Source organism: Streptomyces sp. NPDC043427 (genome assembly GCF_056436655.1).
This window is the reverse complement of the sequence record NZ_JBWKCC010000008.1, coordinates 38,327-60,457: the sequence shown is the minus strand read 5'-3', so window position 1 is coordinate 60,457 and position 22,131 is coordinate 38,327. Positions and strand designations below refer to the sequence as shown.

The 22,131-nt window shown below is 72.5% G+C and carries 18 protein-coding genes; 9 read left to right on the top strand and 9 right to left on the bottom strand.

Translation table 11 applies throughout. From position 1 onward, the window contains the following. Position 1 precedes the first annotated feature (1 nt). Positions 2–589, bottom strand: coding sequence for a 16S rRNA (guanine(966)-N(2))-methyltransferase RsmD (gene rsmD / locus AC067M_RS16085; RefSeq protein WP_478697615.1), 588 nt, complete (start codon positions 587–589; stop codon positions 2–4). A gap of 76 nt (positions 590–665) precedes the next feature. Continuing rightward, positions 666–2,876, bottom strand: a complete 2,211-nt coding sequence (gene recG, locus AC067M_RS16080; RefSeq protein WP_478697614.1) for an ATP-dependent DNA helicase RecG — start codon at positions 2,874–2,876, stop codon at positions 666–668. 169 nt (positions 2,877–3,045) lie between these two features. Between recG and AC067M_RS16075 the strand changes: the two genes are divergently transcribed. Both AC067M_RS16075 and AC067M_RS16070 read left to right on the top strand, forming a co-directional pair. Beyond that, positions 3,046–4,872, top strand: coding sequence for an HSP90 family protein (locus AC067M_RS16075; RefSeq protein WP_478697613.1), 1,827 nt, complete (start codon positions 3,046–3,048; stop codon positions 4,870–4,872). Beyond that, positions 4,872–7,823, top strand: a complete 2,952-nt coding sequence (locus AC067M_RS16070; RefSeq protein ID WP_478697612.1) for a tetratricopeptide repeat protein — start codon at positions 4,872–4,874, stop codon at positions 7,821–7,823. The genes AC067M_RS16075 and AC067M_RS16070 overlap by 1 nt, the downstream gene beginning before the upstream one ends. A gap of 33 nt (positions 7,824–7,856) precedes the next feature. Here AC067M_RS16070 and AC067M_RS16065 read toward each other — a convergent pair whose 3' ends face one another. Then, positions 7,857–9,689 carry a DAK2 domain-containing protein gene (locus AC067M_RS16065; RefSeq protein WP_478697611.1) on the bottom strand — a complete coding sequence of 611 codons (1,833 nt, stop codon included), beginning with the start codon at positions 9,687–9,689 and terminating at the stop codon, positions 7,857–7,859. A gap of 247 nt (positions 9,690–9,936) precedes the next feature. Here AC067M_RS16065 and rpmB point away from each other — a divergent pair, with 247 nt between their 5' ends. From rpmB to AC067M_RS16050, 3 genes are all read left to right on the top strand, one after another. Then, positions 9,937–10,122: a 50S ribosomal protein L28 gene (gene rpmB, locus AC067M_RS16060; RefSeq protein WP_003973430.1), complete on the top strand. Its 186-nt coding sequence runs from the start codon at positions 9,937–9,939 to the stop codon at positions 10,120–10,122. Positions 10,123–10,234: 112 nt separating this feature from the next. Further along, positions 10,235–13,258: an AfsR/SARP family transcriptional regulator gene (locus AC067M_RS16055; RefSeq protein WP_478697610.1), complete on the top strand. Its 3,024-nt coding sequence runs from the start codon at positions 10,235–10,237 to the stop codon at positions 13,256–13,258. Between the two features lie 35 nt (positions 13,259–13,293). Then, on the top strand, positions 13,294–14,496 hold the full coding sequence (locus tag AC067M_RS16050) for an FAD-dependent monooxygenase (RefSeq protein ID WP_478697609.1): 1,203 nt from the start codon (positions 13,294–13,296) through the stop codon (positions 14,494–14,496). On the opposite strand, the gene thiD is transcribed toward AC067M_RS16050, so the two are convergent. Next, on the bottom strand, positions 14,471–15,286 hold the full coding sequence (gene thiD / locus AC067M_RS16045) for a bifunctional hydroxymethylpyrimidine kinase/phosphomethylpyrimidine kinase (RefSeq protein WP_478697608.1): 816 nt from the start codon (positions 15,284–15,286) through the stop codon (positions 14,471–14,473). The two genes, AC067M_RS16050 and thiD, sit on opposite strands and share 26 nt — an antisense overlap. After that, entirely contained in the window at positions 15,283–16,248 is a 966-nt protein-coding gene (locus tag AC067M_RS16040; protein ID WP_478697607.1) for a thiamine-phosphate kinase, read from the bottom strand. The genes thiD and AC067M_RS16040 overlap by 4 nt, the downstream gene beginning before the upstream one ends. Before the next feature lie 207 nt (positions 16,249–16,455). Here AC067M_RS16040 and AC067M_RS16035 point away from each other — a divergent pair, with 207 nt between their 5' ends. After that, positions 16,456–16,689, top strand: coding sequence for an Lrp/AsnC family transcriptional regulator (locus AC067M_RS16035; RefSeq protein ID WP_037677600.1), 234 nt, complete (start codon positions 16,456–16,458; stop codon positions 16,687–16,689). A 20-nt stretch (positions 16,690–16,709) separates the two neighbouring features. Then, positions 16,710–17,213, top strand: coding sequence for a DUF3515 domain-containing protein (locus tag AC067M_RS16030; protein ID WP_478697606.1), 504 nt, complete (start codon positions 16,710–16,712; stop codon positions 17,211–17,213). A gap of 54 nt (positions 17,214–17,267) precedes the next feature. On the opposite strand, the gene AC067M_RS16025 is transcribed toward AC067M_RS16030, so the two are convergent. The 3 genes from AC067M_RS16025 to AC067M_RS16015 form a co-directional block, all read right to left on the bottom strand. Next, complete coding sequence (locus tag AC067M_RS16025; RefSeq protein ID WP_478697605.1) at positions 17,268–18,428, bottom strand: D-alanine--D-alanine ligase family protein; 1,161 nt, start codon at positions 18,426–18,428, stop codon at positions 17,268–17,270. Between the two features lie 103 nt (positions 18,429–18,531). After that, positions 18,532–19,542: an NAD(P)H-dependent glycerol-3-phosphate dehydrogenase gene (locus tag AC067M_RS16020; RefSeq protein WP_478697604.1), complete on the bottom strand. Its 1,011-nt coding sequence runs from the start codon at positions 19,540–19,542 to the stop codon at positions 18,532–18,534. Beyond that, positions 19,539–20,348 (bottom strand): lysophospholipid acyltransferase family protein, encoded by an 810-nt coding sequence (locus tag AC067M_RS16015; RefSeq protein WP_478697603.1) that lies wholly within the window; start codon positions 20,346–20,348, stop codon positions 19,539–19,541. Before AC067M_RS16015 ends, AC067M_RS16020 begins: the two co-directional genes overlap by 4 nt. A gap of 144 nt (positions 20,349–20,492) precedes the next feature. Here AC067M_RS16015 and cofC point away from each other — a divergent pair, with 144 nt between their 5' ends. Together cofC and AC067M_RS16005 are read left to right on the top strand one after the other, a co-directional pair. After that, entirely contained in the window at positions 20,493–21,131 is a 639-nt protein-coding gene (gene cofC, locus AC067M_RS16010; RefSeq protein ID WP_478697602.1) for a 2-phospho-L-lactate guanylyltransferase, read from the top strand. 9 nt (positions 21,132–21,140) lie between these two features. After that, on the top strand, positions 21,141–21,344 hold the full coding sequence (locus AC067M_RS16005; RefSeq protein WP_389423552.1) for a hypothetical protein: 204 nt from the start codon (positions 21,141–21,143) through the stop codon (positions 21,342–21,344). An 82-nt stretch (positions 21,345–21,426) separates the two neighbouring features. On the opposite strand, the gene AC067M_RS16000 is transcribed toward AC067M_RS16005, so the two are convergent. Further along, a complete protein-coding gene (locus AC067M_RS16000) occupies positions 21,427–22,089 on the bottom strand; it encodes an HU family DNA-binding protein (RefSeq protein WP_478697601.1) in 663 nt (220 codons plus the stop codon). Between the last annotated feature and the right edge of the window lie 42 nt (positions 22,090–22,131).

The window sequence follows — 22,131 nt, the reverse complement described above, 5'->3', positions numbered from 1 at the left end:
GTCATCGTGCGTCTTCGCACGTAGAGGCGGCGCGACCGTACCAAAACGTTCCCTCGCCGTAGCGACGGGACCGGATCGCCTCGAAGCCTTCCGGCCAGTGGAATGGGCCGCCTCTGGTGCTGCGCTCCACGGTGACGATCGCCTCCGGCGCGAGCCAGCCTTCCGAGCGGAGTGTGAGCAGAATCTCGCGAAGATCGTCGTCTGTGACGGCGTACGGGGGGTCGAGGAAGACGAGGTCGTACGGCGTTGTCGGCGCCGTCTGGATCACTTGGTGGGCCTTGCCCGCCCTCACCTCGGCGCCGGGGAGGGCGAGGTTTCTCACGTTCTCGCGGATGATGCGGGCAGCGCGGGCGTCGGCCTCCACCAGGAGGGTGTGGCTCGCGCCTCGGGAGAGGGCCTCCAGGCCGACTGCCCCTGAGCCTGCGTACAGGTCGAGGACTCGTTCTCCGTCGAGGGGGCCGCCCAGGAGGGACTGCCAGGTGGAGAGGAGGCCCTCGCGGGCGCGGTCGGAGGTCGGGCGGGTGCCGGTCCCTGGCGGGACGGCCAATCGGCGTCCGCCGGCAGCGCCGGCGATCACGCGGGTCATCATCAGTCCTTGATTGTGGGCGGCTTTAAGGTTCAGTGTGGCTGGTCGCGCAGTTCCCCGCGCCCCTGGGTAGGTCCACTCAACCCTTTTCCAAGTACTGCTCCCTTTCGTCATCCAGCAAAGCCTCCAGCGCCGTACGCAGGCCCGGCAGGCGCTCCAGGTCCGGGTCGGTCGCCACCAGGGCCGCCGCTTCCGCCCTCGCCTCCGCGATGATCTCCTCGTCCTCGATGACGGCGAGGACCCGGAGGGAGGAGCGGGCGCCGGACTGGGCCTGGCCGAGGACGTCGCCCTCGCGGCGTTGTTCGAGGTCGATGCGGGAGAGTTCGAAGCCGTCGAGGGTGGAGGCCACGGCGTTGAGGCGCTGGCGGGCCGCGCTCGCCTCGGGCATCTCGGTGACCAGGAGGCACAGGCCGGCCGCCGAGCCACGGCCCACCCGGCCGCGGAGCTGGTGCAGCTGGGAGACGCCGAAGCGATCCGCGTCCATGATCACCATCGCGGTGGCGTTCGGGACGTTGACGCCGACCTCGATGACGGTCGTGGCGACCAGGACGTGGGTCTCGCCGGCGGCGAAGCGGCGCATGACCGCGTCCTTGTCGTCGGGGTGCATCCGGCCGTGCAGAACCTCGACCTTGAGCCCCTGGAGCGGGCCCCTGGTGAGCTGATCGGCCACGTCGAGGACGGCGAGCGGGGGCCGCTTCTCGTTCTCGTCCTCGGCGGACTTCTTCTGCTTCTTCGGGTCGTCCTCCTCGTCCCCGATACGGGGGCAGACGACGTACGCCTGGTGCCCGTTCTCGACCTCCTCGCGCACCCGTTCCCAGGCGCGGGCCAGGAAGTGGGGCTTGTCGGCGGCCGGGACGACATGGCTGGCGATCGGGGAGCGGCCGGCCGGGAGCTGGTCGAGGACGGAGGTCTCCAGGTCGCCGAAGACGGTCATGGCGACCGTGCGCGGAATGGGTGTGGCGGTCATGACGAGCAGATGCGGGGGTTGTTTGCCCTTCCCGCGCAGGGCATCACGCTGCTCCACGCCGAAGCGGTGCTGTTCGTCGACCACGACCAGGCCGAGATCGTGGAACTGGACCTTGTCCTCGATCAACGCGTGTGTGCCGATCACGATCCCGGCCTCTCCGGTGACCAGGTCGAGCAGCGCCTGCCGCCGCGCGGCCGCCCCCATCGACCCGGTGAGCAGCACCACCTTGGTGGCCTGCTCGGCCCCGCCCAGCATCCCGCCCTCGGCCAGTTCACCCATCATCTCGACGACGGAGCGGTGGTGCTGCTGGGCGAGCACTTCGGTGGGCGCGAGCATGGCGGCCTGTCCCCCGGCGTCGACGACGGCGAGCATGGCGCGCAGGGCCACCAGAGTCTTGCCGCTTCCGACCTCGCCCTGGAGCAGGCGGTGCATCGGATGGTCCGTGGCCAGGTCGTCGAAGATCTCCTTCGAGACCTTCTGCTGGCCCTCGGTGAGGGTGAAGGGGAGGCGGGCGTCGAAAGCGGTGAGGAGGCCGTCGGGGGCCGGTTTCCTCGGTACGGCCGGGAGTTGGGCGTCCGCGTGGCGGCGGCGGGCCAGAGCCACCTGGAGGACGAAGGCCTCGTCCCACTTGAGGCGGGAGTGGGCGTCGGCGATGTCGGCCTTGGTGTGGGGGCGGTGAATCTTGAGGAGGGCCTCGGGGAGGGGGACCAGGCCGCGGCCCTCGCGGAGGGAGTCGGGGAGGGGGTCGAGGGCCTCCTGGGCGCTGGGCAGGACCGTCTGGACCGCCTTGCCGATCTTCCAGGACTCCAGCTTGGCGGTGGCGGGGTAGATCGGGATGAGGGCGCCGGCCCAGGTCTCGACGGACTCGGTGGCGCCGTCGGGGTCGCCTCGCAGCAACTCGTACGCCGGATGGGCGAGTTGGAGGCGGCGGTTGAAGAGGGAGACCTTGCCCGCGAACATCGCGCGGGTACCCGGCAGGAGTTCCTTGTGGGGCTTGTGAACACCGTTGCCGAAGAAGACGAGTTGGAGGCGGCCGCTGCCGTCCGTGATCGTGACTTCCAGGCGCTGGCCCTTGCCGCGGGGAGCCTTGGCCGAGGCGAAGGTGTGCAGGCGGGCGTCGGCGACCTGGGCGACCACCGTGACGTGCTCGTCCATGGGGAGGTCGGCGAGGTGGGTGAGCTGTCCCCGCTCCTCGTATCTGCGCGGATAGTGGTGCAGGAGATCGCCGACGGTGTGCAGGCCGAGGTGCTCGGCCATCACCTTCGCGGTGGCGGGGCCGAGCACCTTCTTCAGTGGTTCTTCCAGTGCGGGCACGAGATCCATTGCACACCACGGCACTGACATTGCCGGATACATACCGGGAAGCCCCTGGTCAGGCCGCTCGTTCGGGCCCTAGGATGGCGCGCTCCGGCCATCCCTCCCCGCGGTCACCGCCTCACCGGGACCGCCCGACCCCGCGCCGTCGCGATCTCCCCCCACCGGCGCTGCGACGATGGACTCCCAGACCTCACAGTCATCCCAGGCATCACAGTCACCTCATACGTTCCAGGTCGACCTGCGTGGTCTGGTGGACCTGCTGTCCCATCACCTCTACTCCAGTCCCAAGGTCTACCTGCGCGAACTGCTGCAGAACGCCGTGGACGCCATCACCGCCCGGCGTGCCGAGGATCCCGACGCCCCGGCGCGGGTGCGGCTGTACGCGGACGGCGGTGGACTGCGGGTGGAGGACTCCGGCGTCGGGCTCACCGAGTCGGACGTGCACAGCCTGCTGGCGACCATCGGGCGTAGTTCCAAGCGCGCCGAGGGGCTGCAGGAGGCCCGCTCCGACTTCCTCGGGCAGTTCGGCATCGGGCTGCTGGCGTGTTTCGTGGTCGCCGAGCGGATCCGGGTCGTCAGCCGCAGCGCCCGGACGCCCGGCGCGCCTCCGGTGGAGTGGACGGCGCGCGACGACGGCTCGTACACCGTGCGGACGCTGCCGGACGAGGAACGTCCCGAACCGGGCACCACCGTGTACCTGGTGGCGCGGGCCGGGGCCGCGGAGTGGCTCGCGCCGCATCGGGTGCGCGCGCTGGCGCGGGATTTCGGTTCGCTGCTGCCGTACGACGTCCAGGTCGACGGCGAGGCGGTCACCGCCCTCCCGGCGCCCTGGGACCGGTCGTACGCCTCGCCCGCGGGCCGGCGGGTGGCCCTGGCGCGGCACTGCCACGAGCAGTTCGGGTTCACCCCGCTGGACTCGATCGACCTGGACGTGCCGCTCGCCGGGATCCGCGGGGTGGCGTACGTGCTGCCGTCGGCGGTCAGCCCGGCCCAGCGGGCGGGTCATCGCGTGCACCTCAAGGGCATGCTGCTGACCGAGCGCGCCGAACAGCTGCTGCCGGACTGGGCGTTCTTCGTGCGCTGCGTCCTGGACACGGACAGCCTTCGGCCCACCGCCTCGCGCGAGTCGCTGTACGAGGACGAGACGCTGGCGGCCGTGCGCGAGGCGCTGGGCGAAAGGATTCGGTCCTGGCTCACGGGCCTGGCGGCGGGTGATCCGGACCGGCTCGCGGCCTTCCTGTCCGTGCACCACCTGGGCGTGAAGTCCCTGGCGCGGCACGACAAGGAGATGCTGCGCACGATGCTGCCGTGGCTGCCCTTCGAGACGTCCGACGGGCGGCTGTCCCTGGAGGAGTTCGCGCAGCGGCACCCGGTCGTGCACTTCACACGGACCGTCGAGGAGTACCGGCAGGTCGCGCCGATTGCGTCCGCGCAGGGCGTCGGGGTGATCAACGGCGGTTACACCTACGACAGCGAGCTGGTCGAGGCGTTGCCGTCGGTGCGGCCGGGGACGGTCGTCGCCGAGTTGGACGCCGACACCGTGACCGCGCACCTGGACGCGGTGGATCCGGCCGTGGAGCTGGCGCTGTCGGGCTTCCTGGCGGCCGCGCGGGCGAAGCTGGACCCGCTGGGCTGCGATGTCGTCCTGCGGGCCTTCCATCCGCTGTCCGTGCCCGCGCTGCACCTGGACGACCGGGCGGCCCGGCACGAGCAGGCCCGGGCGGAGGCCGAGGCGCAGGCCGACGACCTGTGGGCGGGCATCCTCGGCTCGCTGCGCGGCAGTGCCCCGCGCGCGCGTCTGGTGCTCAACCATCTCAACCCGCTGATCCGCAGGATCAGTTCACTGCGCGACCCGGAGCTGATCGGCACCGCGAGCGAGTCGCTGTACGGGCAGGCACTGCTGATGGCGCAGCGCCCGCTGCGGCCCGCCGATTCGGCGCTGCTGAACCGGGCCTTCATCGGCCTGCTGGAATGGGCCACGCACGGTGAGGACGGCCACTGATGAGTGAGATCACGGACTTCGACTCCCTCCGCCGGGCGATGGCGGAGAACTCGGAGCAGCCGGAGGGACCGGCCCGCAACGCGCGCGCGGAGCAGTTGCTCGTCGAGGCGGAGAGACTGGACGTCCAGCTCGCGGTGATCGAGGCGCTCGGACACCAGCTGAAGGTCTACAACTACAGCTCCGAGAAGGACAAGATGTTCGTCCCCTTCGCGCGCCTGCTGCGCCTGTGGGACGAGCGGCCCGAGGACTTCGACGAGTACGAGACGCACTCGCTGCACTGGGTCTTCAAGTGGATGTCGTCCGGCATGCTCGACCAGCCGCACATCCCGCTGGCGTCCATCGAGAAGTGGCTCGGCGAGATGGAGCACCGCTACCGGCTGGCCGGGCACTCCGAGCGGGCGGTGCGCAGCGCCGAGTTCAGCGTGGCCGCCCATGTCGGGGACGTGGCGCGGGCCGAGCGGGCGTTCGCGGCCTGGCTGGCGGCCGACCGCGACAGCATGGCCGACTGCCACGCGTGCGAACTGCACGGGCAGGGCTGGTGGCAGGCGGAGCGGGGCCGTAGCGCGGAGGCGTTGGAGGTGTGGGGTCCGGTGCTGGAGGGCGAGTTCGGTTGCGCGCACGAGCCGCACACCGTCCTCGCGTCCTCCCTGGTCCCCCTGTTGCGGCTGGGCCGCCTGGAGGAGGCGCGCGGCAACCACCTGCGGGGTTTCCGGCTGGTGCGGCCCATGGAGAGCATGCGCGGCGCCTACGCGGACCATGTGGAGTTCTGCGCGCTGACCGGCAACGAGGCGCGCGGTCTGGAGTTGCTGGCGGAGCGGCCCGCGTATTTCACCGACGACGGGCATCCCCGCAGCAAGCTGGAGTTCCTGAGCGTGGTGGTCCTGCTCATGGACCGCCTGTCCGCGCTCGGGATGAGCGAGCAGCAGGTGTCCGGTCCCGCGGGCCGCACCTGGACGGCGCGGGAACTCGCCGAGCACGCGCGCGTGGAGGCCCTCGCGCTGGCCGGGCGCTTCGACGCGCGCAACGGCACGTCGTACGTCAGTGAGCGGGCACGCGCGCGTATGGCGCAGGAGCCCCTGGTGGAGCGGCTGCCGCTGGGCGTGCGCGCGGTGCGGCCTGCCGGCCCGGTGGCGGTCGTGCCGCCTCCCCCGCTGCCGGAGGAGGCCGCCGAACCGGACCTGCCCGCCCTGATCGCGGAGGCGCGGCGCCGGTCGGACACCCTGCAGCCGAACGCCGTCGAGGCGTGGGCGGCGGTCGCGCGGGCCGCGCAGGGCGTGGAGCTTCAGGCGCGCGACCGCGCGGAGATCGCCGATCACCAGGCGATAAACCTCGGCCCCGAGGGCACCGAGCTGTTCGAGCGCGCCGCCGAGCTGTACGCGGAGGCGGGCGACCCCGGGGAGGCCCTGGCGGCACACGCGCGGGCGGCGTACGTCCGCGCCCTGGCCGGCGATGTCGACGGGGCGCTCGCGGCAATCGTCGAGCCGTACAACCAGGTGCTCGCGCTCTACGCCGACGAGGGCACGGGCGTACGGCAGACGGCGTCGGTGCTGATGGCGCGGGCGCGGATCGTGATGCGGCGGGTGCACGAGGCCGAGGGCCCGGTGGCGGGGAGCGTCCTGGCCGAGGCGCGCGGGGCCGCGCGTGAGGTGCTGGCGCTGGTCGACGGGCGGGCCGGGGACGACGTGCGGCTCGCCTCGCGGGTCGCGGAGGCTCAGGCGATGCTCGCGGAGGTCGCGGCGCACGAGGGGGACGCGGAGACGGGCGCGGAGCTGTTCGCGCGGGCTGCGTCGGTGTTCGTCGAGGCGGGGCTGCCGTGGTTCGCGGTGGAGTACGAGGCCCGGCTGGCCGGTCTCGCGCACCACCTCGGTGACACGGTGCAGGCGGAGCGGGCGCTGCGGGCGGCCCTGGAGCACGGCGGGCCGCACCTGGAGGCGATCGGACGGGCACAGCTGCATCTCCAGCTCGCCGAGGTCGTGGGTGGCCTGGGCCGGGCGGACGAGGCGGCGGAGCACGCCCTGGAGGCGGCGCACTGGGCCGACGAGGCGGGCGAGGGGCCGACGCTCGGCGCGTGGGCGCGGCAGCAGCTCGGCGGGCTCCTGCTGCGCCTGGGACGGTTCGCCGAGGCCGCGGAGGTGCTGGAGTCGGCTTTGGCCGACCTGAGCGCCGAGACGCACGGCGACGGCGCGGTCGTCCAGACGCAGTGGTGGCTCGGCGACTGCCTGAGCGAGCTCGGCGAGCACCGCGGGTCCGCGGAGCGCCGGCTCCAGGCCGCCGAAATCGCCCGGCACTGGCCGGAGCAGCACGACCACGCGACCCTCGCGCACCTGGCCGCCGAGTCACTGGGTCAGGCGGGGCTGCACGCCGAGGCGGACCAGGCGTACGCGCGCGCGGGTCACCTGTGGCATGCGCTCGGCAACGTCCACGGCCTGGTCCGCTCCCTGCGCGCCCGCGCGTGGCTGGCGCTGCGCACGGAGGACGGGTTGGACGGGGCACGGGAGTTGATGACGGCCGCCGTCCACGCGTGCGTGGCCGCGCGGGACGCGGCGGACGACGAGGAGGCCCGGCAGCGGCTCACCGACGAACTGGGGCACACCCACCGCCAGTTCGGCGACCTGCTTGCCCGTTCCGTCGCCGAGGACGCCGAGGACGGCTCGATCCAGGACGCGTTCCAGGAGGGTCTGGCACGGCTGGCGGAGGCCATAGACGTCTTCGCCTCCCTCGGGGACGGGGCGCTCGGCAGCCGCACCGGCGCCGAACTCGCCGCGGGCTGGCTGGAGGCCGACCTGGGCCACCCGGCACAGGCGGAGGCACGCGCGCGTGCGGTCCTGGCGGCGTACGGGGCTGCGGCCGACTCGGACGACGCGGACGGGACGGCGGGGGCGCGGCGCGCGGAGGCCGAGCAGCTGCTGCAGGTGGTGGCGGAGCAGGCGGTGGAGCAGGCGGTGGAGTAGGCGGGCTCACTCAGACCCGGAGCCGAGAAGGACTCACTCGACGCCGATGAGGAGCAGCGCCCCCTGCCGTCCACCCCGGTACACCACCGTGTCGACGGCCAGGTACGCCTCCCGCACCCGTGCCTCCAGGTGCTCGGCGACGCCTTCGGGCGCCTCGTCGCCGAGGACGAGGGTGACGAGCTCTCCTCCGGCCGCGAGCATGCGGTCCAGGACGCTCGCCGCGGTGGCGGCGACGTCCGAGCCGATCACGGCCACGTCACCGTCGACGAGGCCGAGGACGTCTCCGGCCTGGCAGATGCCCGCCATGGTCCAGGACTGGCGTTCGGCGACGGCGACCTCGGCGTAGCGGGTGGCGCCGGCCGCGGAGGTCATCGCGACGACGTCCTCGTCGAAGCGGCGGTCCGGTTGGTGGACGGCGAGCGCGGCGATGCCCTGGACCGCGGAGCGGGTGGGGATCAGGGCGACGCGGACGCCGTCCGCGCGGGCCTGCTCGGCCGCGGCGGCCGCGGTGTGGCGCAGCTCGGCGTCGTTGGGCAGCAGCACGACCTCGCGCGCGTGGGCACGCCGTACGGCCTCGACGAGCTCCCCGCTCGCGGGCGCCTCCCCGGGACGCGCGAGCACGGTGGTCGCGCCCGCCTCGGCGTACAGCCCGGCCAGGCCCTCGCCGGGCACGACGGCGACGACGGCTCGCTGGGCTCGCTCCCGGGGCGGCCGCTCGCCTCCGCGCGTGTGCACGTCTCCCTGCCCGAAGTGCGTGATGCGGATCCGGTGCGGCCGCCCGGCCTCGACGCCCGCCTCCACGGCGGCTCCCGCGTCGTTCACGTGCACGTGGACGTTCCACAGCCCGTCGCCGCCGACCACGACGAGCGAGTCCCCCAGGTCGTCGAGCCGCTGCCGTAGTCGCACCACGGCCGCGTCCTCGGCCTCCAGGAGGTAGATCACCTCGAAAGCGGGTCCGCCCTCCTCCAGCTCGGCCGGGCCGTCCGGGCACTCACCGACGGCGTCGAGGGACGCGGCGCGGGGTTCCGTCACGTCCCCCGGGTCCCCCTTCACGCGCGCCTGCGCTGTGAAGCCCGCCGTGGCCACCACCCCCGGCGCCTCCCCCGTGAACGTCTCGACCAGCGCCCCGAGGACCGCCACCAGTCCCCGCCCGCCCGCGTCGACCACACCGGCCCGCTCCAGGACGGTCAGCTGGGCGGGGGTCGCGGCCAGGGCCGTACGGGCCCCCTCGTAGGCCGCCCGCGCGACCGTCGCGCAGTCGCCCTCCGCTTCCTGGGCCGCGTCGGCGGCGGCCGAGGCGACCGACAGGACCGTGCCCTCCACGGGGTGGGCCACGGCCTGCCGGGCGGAGTCGGCGGCCTGCCGCAGGGCCAGCCGCAGCCCCGGTCCGTCGGTGTGCGCGGTGTCCTCGTCGGCGGCGAGCACCTGGGCCATGCCGCGCAGCAGCTGCGCGAGGATCGTCCCGGAGTTCCCGCGCGCGCCTATGAGCGCGCCGTGCGCCATCGCGCGCACGGTGTCGGCCAGAGAGGGCCCGTCCGGAGAGGGCCCGTCCGGAGAGGGCCCGTCCGGAGAGGGCCCGTCCGGAGAGGGCCCGTCCGGAGAGGGCCCGTCGGCACCCGAGCCATCACGGGAACTGTCACCGAAACCGGCGCCCGAGCGCGCCCCGTGCCCCGCGAACACCGCCTCGACCGCGGTCACCGCCGACTCGACGGTCAGGTAGAGGTTCGTGCCGGTGTCCCCGTCCGCGACCGGATACACGTTGATCGCGTCGATCTCCTCGCGTGCCCGCCCCAGCGCCCCGAGCGCCAGACCGCACCAGGTGCGCACCGCGAGAGCATCGAAGAACGTCTGCGGCACCCGCGCCACCTGCGCCTCCCTGAGCTGCTGGACTGGACGCAGCGTAGACCCCGGGCCCGTCTCCGCCGGAAGAGGGCCGGGAGTGGGCACCGGACCGGTCATGGTAGTTTCGTTGTACTGGCGCAGTCGTTGTATGCTGCTCCGGTTGCCCGATCCCGATCGGGCCATTCCCCTGGCAGCGCCACTCAGATCTTCGATCCTGATCCCGGCATGCCGGGATCCACCGTAAGTGCATCTGAAGTCTTTGGAGTGACCCGTGGCTGCCAACTGCGACGTCTGCGGCAAGGGGCCGGGCTTCGGCAACAACATCTCGCACTCGCACCGCCGTACGTCCCGCCGCTGGAACCCGAACATCCAGCGTGTGCGTACCGTGGTGAGCGGGACGCCGAAGCGCGTGAACGCTTGCACCTCGTGCATCAAGGCCGGCAAGGTCTCGCGCTGACGCCAACAGCTGAGCGCGCGGCCACTGCTGGTTCGCTGCACAGAGCCGGTCCACCTCGTGTGGACCGGCTTTTTGCATACGCGCACGCCGCTGAGCTGCCAGAATCTGGCGAATGCGCTTCGCCATCCTGGGTCCGCTGGACATACGCACCGACGACGGCGCCCCCGTGGACCCCGGTGGCCCCCGCCCCCGCGCCCTGCTCACGCTCCTGCTCCTCGACGCAGGCCGCACCGTCTCCACGGACCGCCTGACAGCCGGCCTGTACGGCGCCCAGCCGCCCGCAGGAGCCGCCAACGCCCTCCAGTCGCAGATCTCCCGCCTCCGCAGGCGCCTGGCGCCGCACACGGAGATCGAAGCCACTCCGGCCGGTTACCGCATCACCGCCTCCCCCGAGCTGGTCGACACCCATCGATTCGAACGGATGTCCAGCAAGGGCCGTGGCGCCCTATCCGCCGGGGACCACACGCGCGCGGCGGCCCGGCTACGAGAAGCGCTCGCCCTGTGGCGCGGGCCCGCGCTGCCCGACCTCCCGGAGGCACACGCCGAGAGGGCGCGGCTCGAGGAGCTGCGGCTGGCCGCCGTACAGGACCGGATCGAGGCGGACCTGGCGCTCGGCGGCGGGCCCGAGCTGGTCGCGGAGCTGCGGGCGCTGCTGTCGGCGCATCCGCTCAGCGAGCGGCTGTACGGGCAGCTGATGCGGGCCCTGCACGCGCACGGACGGCCCGCTGAGGCGCTCACCGTGTACGAGGAGGCCCGGCGCATCCTCGCCGACGAGCTGGGCGCCGACCCCTCGCCCGAGCTGTCCGCGCTTCACCTGGAGTTACTGCGGGGCGGCGGCACAAGCGCACCCGCGCGGCCGCGCGTCCCGGTCCAGCTCACCCCGTTCATCGGCCGTGCCCCCGAGCTCGCGCGGATCGCGCGAGGCCTGTCCGACTCCCGCCTGGTCACGCTCACCGGCCCGGGTGGCGTCGGCAAGACCCGGCTGGCGATCGAGGCGGCCCGCACCCGGGCCGTCTCCCGGTCCGACGCGTGCTTCGTCGAGCTGGCCCCCCTCAGCGACGGCACCCGGATCCCGTACGCCGTCCTCGCCGCCCTCGGCGTGCGTGAAGGTTTCCGCACGCCCGCCACGGACACCACGGACCGGCTGCTGGCCGCCCTGGAGGACCGTGAGCTGCTGCTGGTGCTCGACAACTGCGAGCACCTGGTGGAGGAGGCGGCCCGGCTGTCGGCGCTGCTGCTCGGCGCCTGCCCGGGCGTCCGGGTCCTCGCCACCAGCCGGGAGTCCCTCGGCATCACCGGTGAGGTCCTGGTCCCCGTGCCACCGCTGCCGCCGGAGCCCGCGATGCGGCTCTTCCTCGACCGCGCGCGGGCCGTACGCCCCGACTTCGACCACCACGCGCGCGTGGCTGACATCTGCCGGGCTCTCGACGGACTGCCGCTGGCGATCGAGCTGGCGGCGGCCCGGCTGCGCACCCTCACCCCGGACGAGCTCGCCGACCGCCTCGACGACCGGTTCCGGCTGCTGACCCGCGGCGACCGCTCCAAGGCGCCCCGGCACCGCACCCTGCGCGCGGTCGTGGAGTGGAGCTGGGACCTGCTGGACGACGAGGAGCGCGAACTGGCGGCGGAGCTGACCGTCTTCCCGGGCGGGGCGACCCTCGACGCGGTGGAGGCCGTGTGCGCGACGGCCCACCCGGAGGACCTGTTGGCCTCGCTGGTCGAGAAGTCGTTCCTGGAGGTGTCCGAGAGGCGCTACCGGATGCTGGAGACGATCCGCGCGTTCGCCGCCGAGCGACTCACCGGCGCGGACGGGCCGCGGGACGCCCACGCGGGGTACTTCCTGCGGCTGGCCGAGCGTGCGGAGCCGTACCTCAGGGGCGGCGGCCAGCTGCCCTGGCTGGCCCGGCTGACCGCCGAGCACGGCAACCTGGACGCGGCGCTGCGGCACCTCGTGCGCGCGGCCCCCATGGACGCCCTGCGCCTCATGGCGCACCTGTCCTGGTTCTGGCGGCTGCGCGGCCCGCACGACGAACACGCCACGCTCGCCCGCGCGCTGCTGACGACGATCGGCGACGAGGCGCCCGCGGGACTGGAGGAGGAGTACGCCCTGTGTGCGATGAACACGGTCACCGGGCGTGGCGACGACCCGGCGGAACCCGACCGCATCGCCCGCGTGGCCGACGTCCTGCGGGCCCTGGAGAAGCCGATGCGGCTGCCGTTCACCATGGTCCTGTGGTCGCTCACCGGCGGCCCGCTGCTCGCCTCGGACCAGGCGCTGCGGGCCGTCCAGGTCGGCGACGACCCGTGGGGGCGGGCACTGCTTGACCTGGGGCTCGGCTACCAGGCGCAGTTCGGGGGGAACCCCGCCGAGTCGGAGGCCGCCTTCGCCCGCTCCCTGACCGGCTTCCGTGTGACCGGGGACCGCTGGGGCATGGCCAACTGCCTGGACCCGCTGGGCGGCTTCGCGGCCCGGCGCGGCGCGTACGACGAGGCTCTGGAACTGCTCGACGAGGGCCTGACGTACGTACAGGAGCTGGAGGCCCCCGAGGAGACCGCGGATCTGCTGCGCACGCGCGGGACCGTGCTGCTGCACCGGGGCGACACCGAGGCGGCGGCCGTCCACTACGAGCAGTCGGCCGCCCTCGCGCGCGGCGTCGGCGCCTCGGACAAGGTCGCGGCCGCCCGGCGGGGCCTCGGTGACGTAGCCCGGCTCTCCGGAGACACCGCGCACGCACGCGTGCACTACGAAAACGCCCTGGAGGCATGCGCGGCGAACTGGTTCAGCGCCGGCGAGACGGTACGGATCCTCATCGGCCTGGGCCGCACGGCGGCGGGGGAGGGCGACACCGGCAAGGCCCGGGACTGGTTCGCCCAGGCCCACGCGCACACCCGGGAGTCGTCGGACGCCCTCGCCCTGGCCGACATCGCCGACGCCCTCGCCTCGGTCGCCCAAGACCCGGCACGGGCGGCCGAACTCCTGGGCGCCGCCGTGGGGCTGCGGGGAGAACCTCTCGACGGCGACCCCGACGTCGTACGGACGCGGGACGACGTACGGGCGAAGCTGTCCGCGCAGGCGTACGGCGAGGCGTTCACGCGGGGGCGGAGTCTGCGGTCAGCGGCGGTCAGCGAACGGTAGGGAGACGGTCAGCGCCTGCCCGCAGGCTCATGGCCATGACGAACACACACCACCTCGGTCACCTGAACGTCCTGATCTCCGGGGCCAGCGTCGCCGGCCCCGCCCTCGCCCTGAACCTCGCCCGGCGCGGCGCCCGGGTCACGGTCGTCGAGAAGGCCCCGGCGCTGCGCGAGGGCGGCTTCGCCGTCGACTTCCGCGGCCATGTCCACCGCACGGTGCTGACCGCGATGGGCCTCTGGGACGAGATCCACGCCCGCCAGACCCACATGGGCCGGCAGAGCGTCGTCGACAAGGACGGGCACGCGCGCGTGGACCTGCCCTCGGAGATGATGAGCGGTGACGTGGAGATATTCCGCGGCGAACTCGCGAAGATCATGTACGAGCGCACGAAGGACCGCGTCGAGTACGTCTTCGACGACTCGATCGCCACGCTCACGGACGACGGTGCGGGCGTGGACGTCACCTTCGAAAGGAGCGCTCCCCGGCGCTTCGACCTCGTCGTCGGCGCCGACGGTCTGCACTCGAACACCCGGCGTCTGGTCTTCGGCGACGAGTCCCGCTACCTGCGCTTCCTCGACCACTACGTGGCCGGCTTCGGCGTCCCCAACGACCTGGGCCTGAACCGCACCGGCCGCCTCTACACCGAGCCCGGCCGCGCTCTCGCCCTCAGCAACTACGACGGCGACCCCGACCGCGCGGGCGCCCTGCTGGTCTTCCGCTCCGAACGGTTGACGTACGACCGCCGGGACGTCGCCGCGCAGAAGCGGATCCTCGCCGAGCGGTTCGCGGGGATGGGCTGGGAGACCCCGAACGTGCTCAAGGCCCTGGAGCAGGCCGATGACCTGTACTTCGACGCCATCGCCCAGATCCACGTCGACCGGCTCACCAAGGGCCGCGTGGTGCTCCTCGGGGACGCCGGCCACGGGGCCGCCATGGGCGGCATGGGGACGGGCGTGGCGATCGTCGGCGCATGGGTCCTGGCCGGTGAACTGGCCCTCGCGGGCGGCGACCACCGCACCGCCTTCGCCGAGTACGAGACGCGGATCCGGGACTTCGCCAAGGGCTGCCAGAAGATCTCCGGCAACGCGGGCCCCTTCTTCGCCCCGCCCACCGAGCGCAGGATCCGCAGCCGCGACCGCATGTACCGTCTGCTGAGCTCACGCCTGCTGTCCGGCTACTTCAAGCGGCTGACCGAGAAGGCCGCGCAGGACATCAAGCTCCGGGAGTACCCCGTGTGAGCGCCCACCCGTGGTCCACCGGCCCGATGCCGCCGCCCAGGGCGAACCCGGCCGCGACCGCCCCGGTGACGTACTCCTTCGCCGCCGTCACCGCCTCCGGCACGGACTGCCCCTTCGCCAGCTGCGACGCGATCGCCGAGGCGAGGGTGCAACCCGTGCCGTGCGTGTGCCGGTTGTCGTGGCGCGGCGCGCGCAGCCAGTGCTCGGCGGCCCCGTCGGTGAGCAAGTCGACGGCGTCGCCGGGGAGGTGGCCGCCCTTGATCAGCACCCAGCGCGGTCCGAAGGCGAGCACCGCCGCTGCGGCCTCCCGCATCCCGGCCTCCGACTCGACCCGCACACCGCTGAGTTGGGCCACCTCGTCGAGGTTCGGCGTGGCGACGGTGGCGACCGGCAGCAGCTTCGTGCGTACGGAGTCCAGCGCGGAGGACGCCAGCAGCGGGTCCCCGTGCTTGGAGACGCCGACCGGGTCGATCACGGCCGGCGCGTCCGTCGCCGCGATCAACTCGGCCACGGCCTCGACGAGTTCGGCGGAGGCGAGCATCCCGGTCTTCACGGCCTGTACGCCGATGTCGTCGACCACGCTGCGGTACTGGGCCCGCACCGCCTGCACCGGAAGCTCCCAAGCACCCTGCACGCCGAGGGAGTTCTGCGCGGTGACCGCGGTGACGACGCTCATGCCGTGCACGCCGAGCGCCAGCATCGTCTTCAGGTCGGCCTGGATGCCCGCGCCCCCACCGGAGTCGGAGCCGGCCACGGTCAGCACCCTGGGCGGTCCGTCGAAGACGCTCATGCCTCGATGTCCCCGAAGTGGTCCCAGCCGCCCTTCTTGGTCCACGGCGCCCCGTCGACCGTGACCTGGGGCAGCGCCGACGGATTGAGCACCTCACCGATCACCTTCCAGCGGGCCGGGAGCTTCACGTCCGGCGGGAAGGTCGCCACGATCGCGTGGTCCTCTCCCCCGGTCAGCACCCACTGGAGCGGGTCGACGCCGACCGCCTGCCCGATGTCGTTCATCTGGGTGGGAATGTCGATCGCGCCGGAGCGGATGTCGATGCGGACCTTGCTGGCCTCCGCGATGTGGCCGAGGTCGGCGATCAGCCCGTCGCTGACGTCGCACATCGCGGTCGCGCCGAGCCCGGCGGCGGCCGGACCCGCGTGGTACGGCGGCTCGGGGCGGCGGTGCGCCTCGACGAAGGCGCGCGGTGAGCGGAAGCCCCGGGAGAGCACCGCGTACCCGGCGGCGGACCAGCCCAGCCAGCCGGTCACCGCGACGAGGTCGCCGGGCTGGGCGCCGCCCCGGGTGATCGGCTCCTGGTTGCGCAGGTCACCGAGCGCGGTGATCGACACCATGATCGTGTCGCCCCGTACGACGTCGCCGCCGACCACGGAGGCACCCGCGACCTGGCACTCGTCGCGCAGGCCGTCCATCAGCTCGGTCGGCCAGGTCACCGGCAGTTCGGCGGGGACGACCAGGCCGAGCAGCAGCGCGGTCGGCACGGCGCCCATGGCGGCGATGTCCGCGAGGTTCTGCGCGGCCGCCTTGCGTCCGACGTCGTAGGCCGTGGACCAGTCGCGTCGGAAGTGCCGGCCCTCCAGGAGGATGTCGGTGCTGGCCACGACCCGCCGGTCGGGCGCGGCGACCACCGCGGCGTCGTCGCCGGGGCCGACCCGGACCGCCGGGGTGGTGGTGAGACGGGAGGTGAGCTCCCTGATGAGCCCGAACTCCCCGAGCTCACCAACAGTGCCCTTCATTGCCCTTTCTCCCCTTCTTGTCCCTGTCCGTGCCCGGTCGCGCGCGACCAGTGTCCTCGATACGGTCGAAGTGACCGTCAACTTCTGTCATGCCCGCACCCCGGCGCGCACGTCTCGGTCCCCGTAGGTCTCCCCGCGGCGAGCGGCGACGCGATACCGTGGCGTTCCTTTTCCCCACATGATCCTCGTGGCCGCCCTGGAGGTTCCGTGGTACAGGCGTACATCCTGATCCAGACGGAGGTCGGCAAAGCGTCGACCGTCGCCGAGACGATCAGCAAGATTCCTGGGGTCGTCCAGGCCGAGGACGTGACGGGACCGTACGACGTCATCGTGCGGGCCCAGGCCGACACCGTCGACGACCTCGGCCGCATGGTGGTCGCGAAGGTCCAGCAGGTGGACGGCATCACCCGCACCTTGACCTGCCCGGTCGTGCATCTGTAGCCCCCGTCTACCCTTGGCCGGTGCGAATCTTCCTCCGTCACCGGCCTTTCGGACTGCCCGCGCTCGCCCTGTTGATCGCTGCGGCGGGCTGCTCCTCAGCAGACGACAGTGCGTCTACGGCGGTTCCCAGTCCGTCCGCGAAGGCCGTGAAGCTGTGCCGGAACCTGGACGAGGCGCTGCCGTCCAAGGTCGACGGTCAGGGTCGCCAGGACCCCGAGCCCGAGTCCGCGCTGACCGCGGGTTGGGGGAACCCGCCGATCATACTGCGCTGCGGTGTTCCGCGACCGCCGAAGATGATCGACCCGAAGGTGGCCGAGGGGCGCGACCCGGACGCGGTCGCGGGCGGTGTGAACGGGGTCGACTGGCTCATGGAGCAGCAGGACGACGGGGCGTATCGCTACACCACGGCCAGCCGCCAGGCGTACGTCGAGGTCACGGTGCCGAAGGGGCAGGACAGCTCGGGTGCGCTGATCGACCTGGCGTCAGCCGTCAAGAAGGCGATCCCCGAGGGGATCGCCGACTGAACGGCACTGGCTGAACGACTCCGACTCGACGATGCCGACTGAACGATTCGGCTCTCACCGGAGCCCGGTGGACCGCGTCAGTGCCGCCTGCACCAGCCTGTCCACCAGCTCCGGGTAGCTGATCCCGCTCGCCTGCCACATCTGCGGGTACATGGAGATCGGCGTGAAGCCGGGCATCGTGTTGATCTCGTTGATCACGAACTCGCCGTCCTCGGTGAGGAAGAAGTCCGCGCGGACCAGGCCCTCGCAGGAGGCCGCCTCGAAGGCGTCGACCGCGAGGCGCTGGACCTCGGCCGTCTCCTGAGGCGTCAGGGGCGCCGGGACGATGCCTGGGGTCGAGTCGATGTACTTGGCCTCGAAGTCGTAGTAGGCGTGGGCGTCCGGCGGCGGGATCTCCGCGGGGACCGAGGCCCTCGGGCCGTCCTCGAACTCCAGCACCCCGCACTCGATCTCGCGGCCGCGCAGCGCCGCCTCCACGAGGATCTTCGGGTCGTGCCGCTGGGCCTCGGCGATCGCGTCGTCCAGGCCGGAGAGGTCGTCGACCTTGGTGATGCCGATCGACGAACCCGCGCGCGCGGGCTTCACGAACAGGGGCCAGCCGTGCTCGCCGGCAAGGTCGATGATCTTCTTGCGGGCGGCCGACTGGTCCTGCTCCCACTCGCGCGGCCGGATCACCACGTACGGCCCGACCTTGAGGCCGAACGAGGTGAACACCCGCTTCATGTACTCCTTGTCCTGGCCCACGGCCGAGGCGAGCACGCCCGAACCCACGTACGGGACACCGGAGAGCTCCAGCATGCCCTGGAGGGTGCCGTCCTCGCCGTACGGGCCGTGCAGGACGGGGAAGACCACGTCGACCTCGCCGAGCGCCTTGGGCACCGATCCGGGCTCGCTGTAGACGACTTCGCGGTTGGCGGGGTCGACGGGGAGCACCACGCCGCCCTCGTTCGACTCGGCGAGTTCCTCGACGTTCGGCGTACGGCGTTCGGTGATCGCCATGCGTTCGGGTTCGTCGGCGGTGAGCACCCAGCGCCCGCCTCGGGTGATGCCGATCGGCAGGACGTCGTACTTCGTCCGGTCGATGGCCCGCAGGACGGCGCCGGCGGTGACCATGGAGATCCCGTGTTCGGAGCTGCGCCCGCCGAACACGACGGCCACGCGCGGCTTGCGGGACGGCTGCTGCTCAGGGCTCTGGGGGAGGTTCTCGGTGCTCATATCGCGTTGAGAGTACCCGTTGGTAGTGCCGGGATACAGCGTGCGCGGGGCCGCGTCACCCGGGCGTCGCCCGGTCCCGCCCCACGCCTCCGCCGACTGTCGCTCAGCGTCGTTCCGGCTTCGCGCTGCGCGACATGAGCTCCTTCAGCGCCACCACCGGAGGTTTGCCCTCGTGCACGATGCCGACGACCGTCTCGGTGATGGGCATGTCGACGCCGTGCCGACGGGCCAGATCCAGCACGGACTCGCAGGACTTGACGCCCTCGGCGGTCTGCTTGGTGACCGCGATGGTCTCCTGCAGGGTCATGCCCTTGCCGAGGTTGGTGCCGAAGGTGTGGTTGCGCGACAGCGGCGAGGAGCAGGTCGCCACCAGGTCTCCCAGACCCGCGAGTCCGGAGAAGGTCAGCGGGTCCGCGCCCATCGCCAGACCCAGGCGGGTGGTCTCGGCGAGGCCGCGCGTGATGAGCGAGCCCTTGGCGTTGTCGCCGAGGCCCATGCCGTCCGCGATGCCGACGGCGAGACCGATGACGTTCTTGACGGCGCCGCCGAGTTCACAGCCGACCACGTCGGTGTTGGTGTACGGGCGGAAGTACGGCGTGTGGCAGACGGCCTGGAGCCGCTGGGCGACGCCCTCGTCGGTGCAGGCGACCACGGCGGCGGCCGGCATACGGGCGGCGATCTCACGGGCCAGGTTGGGGCCGGTGACCACGGCCACGCGCTCCGCGGGGACCTTGGCGACGTCTTCGACGACCTCGCTCATCCGCATGGTCGTACCGAGTTCGACGCCCTTCATCAGCGACACCAGGACGGTGTTCCGCGCCAGCAGCGGCGCCCACTCGGCGAGGTTGGCGCGCAGCGTCTGCGAGGGGACGGACAGGACCGTGAAGTCGGCGCCCGCGGTGGCCTCGGCCGCGTCCGTGGTGGCCCGCATGTTCTGCGGCAGCTCGACACCGGGGAAGTAGTCGGGGTTCGCCCGAGTGGAGTTGATCGCTTCGGCGACCTCCGCCCGCCGCGCCCACAGGGTGACCTCGCACCCCGCGTCGGCGAGCACCATGCCGAAGGCAGTGCCCCACGAACCGGCGCTGAGGACCGCCGCCTTGACCGGGTTGCTCACGTGCCCTGCCCTTCCACCTGCGTACCCGGGGTCTGTGCCTGTGCCCCCGCGTGTGTCTGTGTCTGCCCCGTCTCCGCCTCGGTGCGGCGCCGCTGCTCGATCCGCTCCCGGCGCGGGTCGTAGGGCGTCTCAGGGGCCTTCTCGCCGCGGATCTCCTCCAGCTGGGCGGTGATCGCGGCCATGATGACCTCGGTCGCCTCCTTGAGGACGTCCGCGGTCATCTCCCTGCCGTAGAAGCGAGAGAGGTCCACGGGCGGCCCCGCCAGCACGTGGTGGGTCTTGCGCGGGAAGAGGTGGGGCTTCTTGGCGTACGGCGGCAGCAGTTCGTTGCAGCCCCACTGGGCCACGGGGATCACCGGGCACTTGGTCTGCAGGGCCACGCGCGCGGCGCCCGTCTTGGCGGTCATGGGCCAGCCGTTGGGGTCGCGGGTGAGGGTGCCCTCGGGGTAGAAGGCGACGCACTCGCCGCGCTCCACGGCGTCGATCGCGGCCCGGAAGGCGCTGAGCGCGTCCGTGCTCTCGCGGTAGACGGGGATCTGCCCGGTGCCGCGCATGGCGGCGCCGACGAATCCCTTGCGGAAAAGGGCGCTCTTCGCCAGGAATCGCGGAACCCGTCCGGTGTTGTACTGGTAGTGCGCGTATGCGAAGGGATCCACGTGCGAATTGTGGTTCACCGCGGTGATAAATCCGCCCTCGGCCGGAATGTGCTCCATTCCGCGCCAGTCCCGCTTGATCAGAGCCACCAGCGGCGGTTTGCAGATCACCGCGGCGAAGCGGTACCAGAAGCCGATTCTGCGGCGGGGCACGCGAACACCTTCCTCTAGGGCCGGGGGGGCCGCACAAGTGTCGCCCCAGGCCGCCGGTCTGTCGAGAACACCGTACGCCCCGACCCCCGCGCGACCCGATGGCCCGGGTGACAATGTCCGCGACGAGTAAGGGACGGTACGTCGGTGCAGTGGACCTTGGTCATACCCCTGAAGCCTCTGGCGCGAGCCAAGAGCAGGCTCTCGGACACCGCTTCCGACGGGCTGCGTCCGGGGCTGGCCCTCGCCTTCGCCCAGGACACCGTGGCGGCCGCCCTGGCCGCGCCGCCGGTGGCGGATGTGGCAGTAGTCACGAACGATGCCCTGGCGCGTCGCGAGCTGGCGGCGCTGGGCGCCCGGATCGTCCCCGATGAGCCGGGCGGCGGCCTGAACGCCGCTCTGGCGCACGCGGCGACGGTCGTACGCGCTTCACGTCCCGAAGGCCCGGTGGCGGCCCTGAACGCCGATCTGCCCGCCCTGCGCCCGCTGGAATTGGCCCGCGTCCTGGAGGCGGCCGCGGAATTCCCCCGGGCTTTTCTCCCCGATGCGGCCGCAATCGGCACCACCTTGCTGGCCGCCGCCCCGGGCCGCGAATTGCTCCCGGCATTCGGCACCGATTCCCGGGCCCGTCACCGCGCGTCCGGGGCGGTGGAACTCCGGCTGGACGCGGTGGATTCGGTACGACAGGACGTGGACACCGGCGACGACCTGCGCGCGGCGCTGGCTCTGGGCGTGGGTCCCCGGACGGCGGCGGCGACCGCGCGCCTGTTGATCCCGGGGCAGTAGGCTGCCGCCATGCAGGCCACCGCATACACGTACGACCCCGAAACCCGCAGCGGGCAGGTGCTGCTGGACGACGGCACCCCGGTGCCCTTCGACGCGCCGGCGTTCGACGCGGGCGGTCTGAGGCTGCTGCGGCCCGGGCAGCGCGTGCGGATCGAGGTGGAGGGCGCGAAGGACGACCTCCGCATCACCCTGGTGACGCTCCAGACACTCTGAGTGACCGACCCCGAACACGCCGCGGGCCGGGCTCCCGAGGGAGTCCGGCCCGGCGCGTGAGTGCCCTTGTGGCCCCGTGCCCTTACGACTTGCGGGCGGTGGCCTTCTTGGCGGTGGTGGTCTTGCGGGCCGTCGACCGCTTGGCCGGGGCCTTCTTGGCCGTCGCCTTCTTCGCCGGGGCGCTCTTGGCCGTGGTCTTCTTCGCCGCCGTGGTCTTCGCCGCGGAGGTCTTCTTGGCGGCCGCTCCGGTGGTCTTCTTCGCGGTCGTCTTCTTCGCCGTGGTCTTCTTCGCCGCGGCGGCCCCGGTCGTCTTCTTGGCCGTGGTCTTCTTCGCCGTGGTCTTCTTCGCGGCCGCCGCCTTGGTGGTGGCCTTCTTCGCGGCGGCCTTCTTGACCGTCGCGGAAGCACCGCCGGTCAGGCTGCCCTTGGGCGCCTTCTTGACGGCGACCTCGCCGCCGCGCGGGAGCTTCTTCGAGCCGCTGACCAGGTCCTTGAAGCCCTGGCCCGCACGGAATCGCGGCACCGAGGTCTTCTTGACACGAACCCGCTCGCCCGTCTGGGGGTTGCGGGCGTAGCGGGCCGGGCGGTCGACCTTCTCGAACGAACCGAAGCCGGTGACCGAGACCCTCTCCCCCGCGACGGTCGCCCGGACGATGGCGTCCAGGACCGCGTCGACAGCATCGGCGGCCTGCTGGCGGCCACCCATCTTGTCGGCAATCGCTTCTACGAGCTGCGCCTTGTTCACGTCTTCCCCTTCGGAGACATCGCCAGAACGAAAGTGTTCAAG

Bases quoted from the DNA above. Each gene is read 5' to 3' on its own strand.
- recG (WP_478697614.1), bottom strand. From the start codon at position 2,876: ATGGATCTCGTGCCCGCACTGGAAGAACCACTGAAGAAGGTGCTCGGC.
- AC067M_RS16025 (WP_478697605.1), bottom strand. From the start codon at position 18,428: ATGAGCACCGAGAACCTCCCCCAGAGCCCTGAGCAGCAGCCGTCCCGC.
- AC067M_RS16055 (WP_478697610.1), top strand. From the start codon at position 10,235: ATGCGCTTCGCCATCCTGGGTCCGCTGGACATACGCACCGACGACGGC.
- rsmD (WP_478697615.1), bottom strand. From the start codon at position 589: ATGATGACCCGCGTGATCGCCGGCGCTGCCGGCGGACGCCGATTGGCC.
- AC067M_RS16005 (WP_389423552.1), top strand. From the start codon at position 21,141: ATGCAGGCCACCGCATACACGTACGACCCCGAAACCCGCAGCGGGCAG.
- thiD (WP_478697608.1), bottom strand. From the start codon at position 15,286: ATGAGCGTCTTCGACGGACCGCCCAGGGTGCTGACCGTGGCCGGCTCC.
- AC067M_RS16070 (WP_478697612.1), top strand. From the start codon at position 4,872: ATGAGTGAGATCACGGACTTCGACTCCCTCCGCCGGGCGATGGCGGAG.
- AC067M_RS16050 (WP_478697609.1), top strand. From the start codon at position 13,294: ATGACGAACACACACCACCTCGGTCACCTGAACGTCCTGATCTCCGGG.
- AC067M_RS16040 (WP_478697607.1), bottom strand. From the start codon at position 16,248: ATGAAGGGCACTGTTGGTGAGCTCGGGGAGTTCGGGCTCATCAGGGAG.
- AC067M_RS16075 (WP_478697613.1), top strand. From the start codon at position 3,046: ATGGACTCCCAGACCTCACAGTCATCCCAGGCATCACAGTCACCTCAT.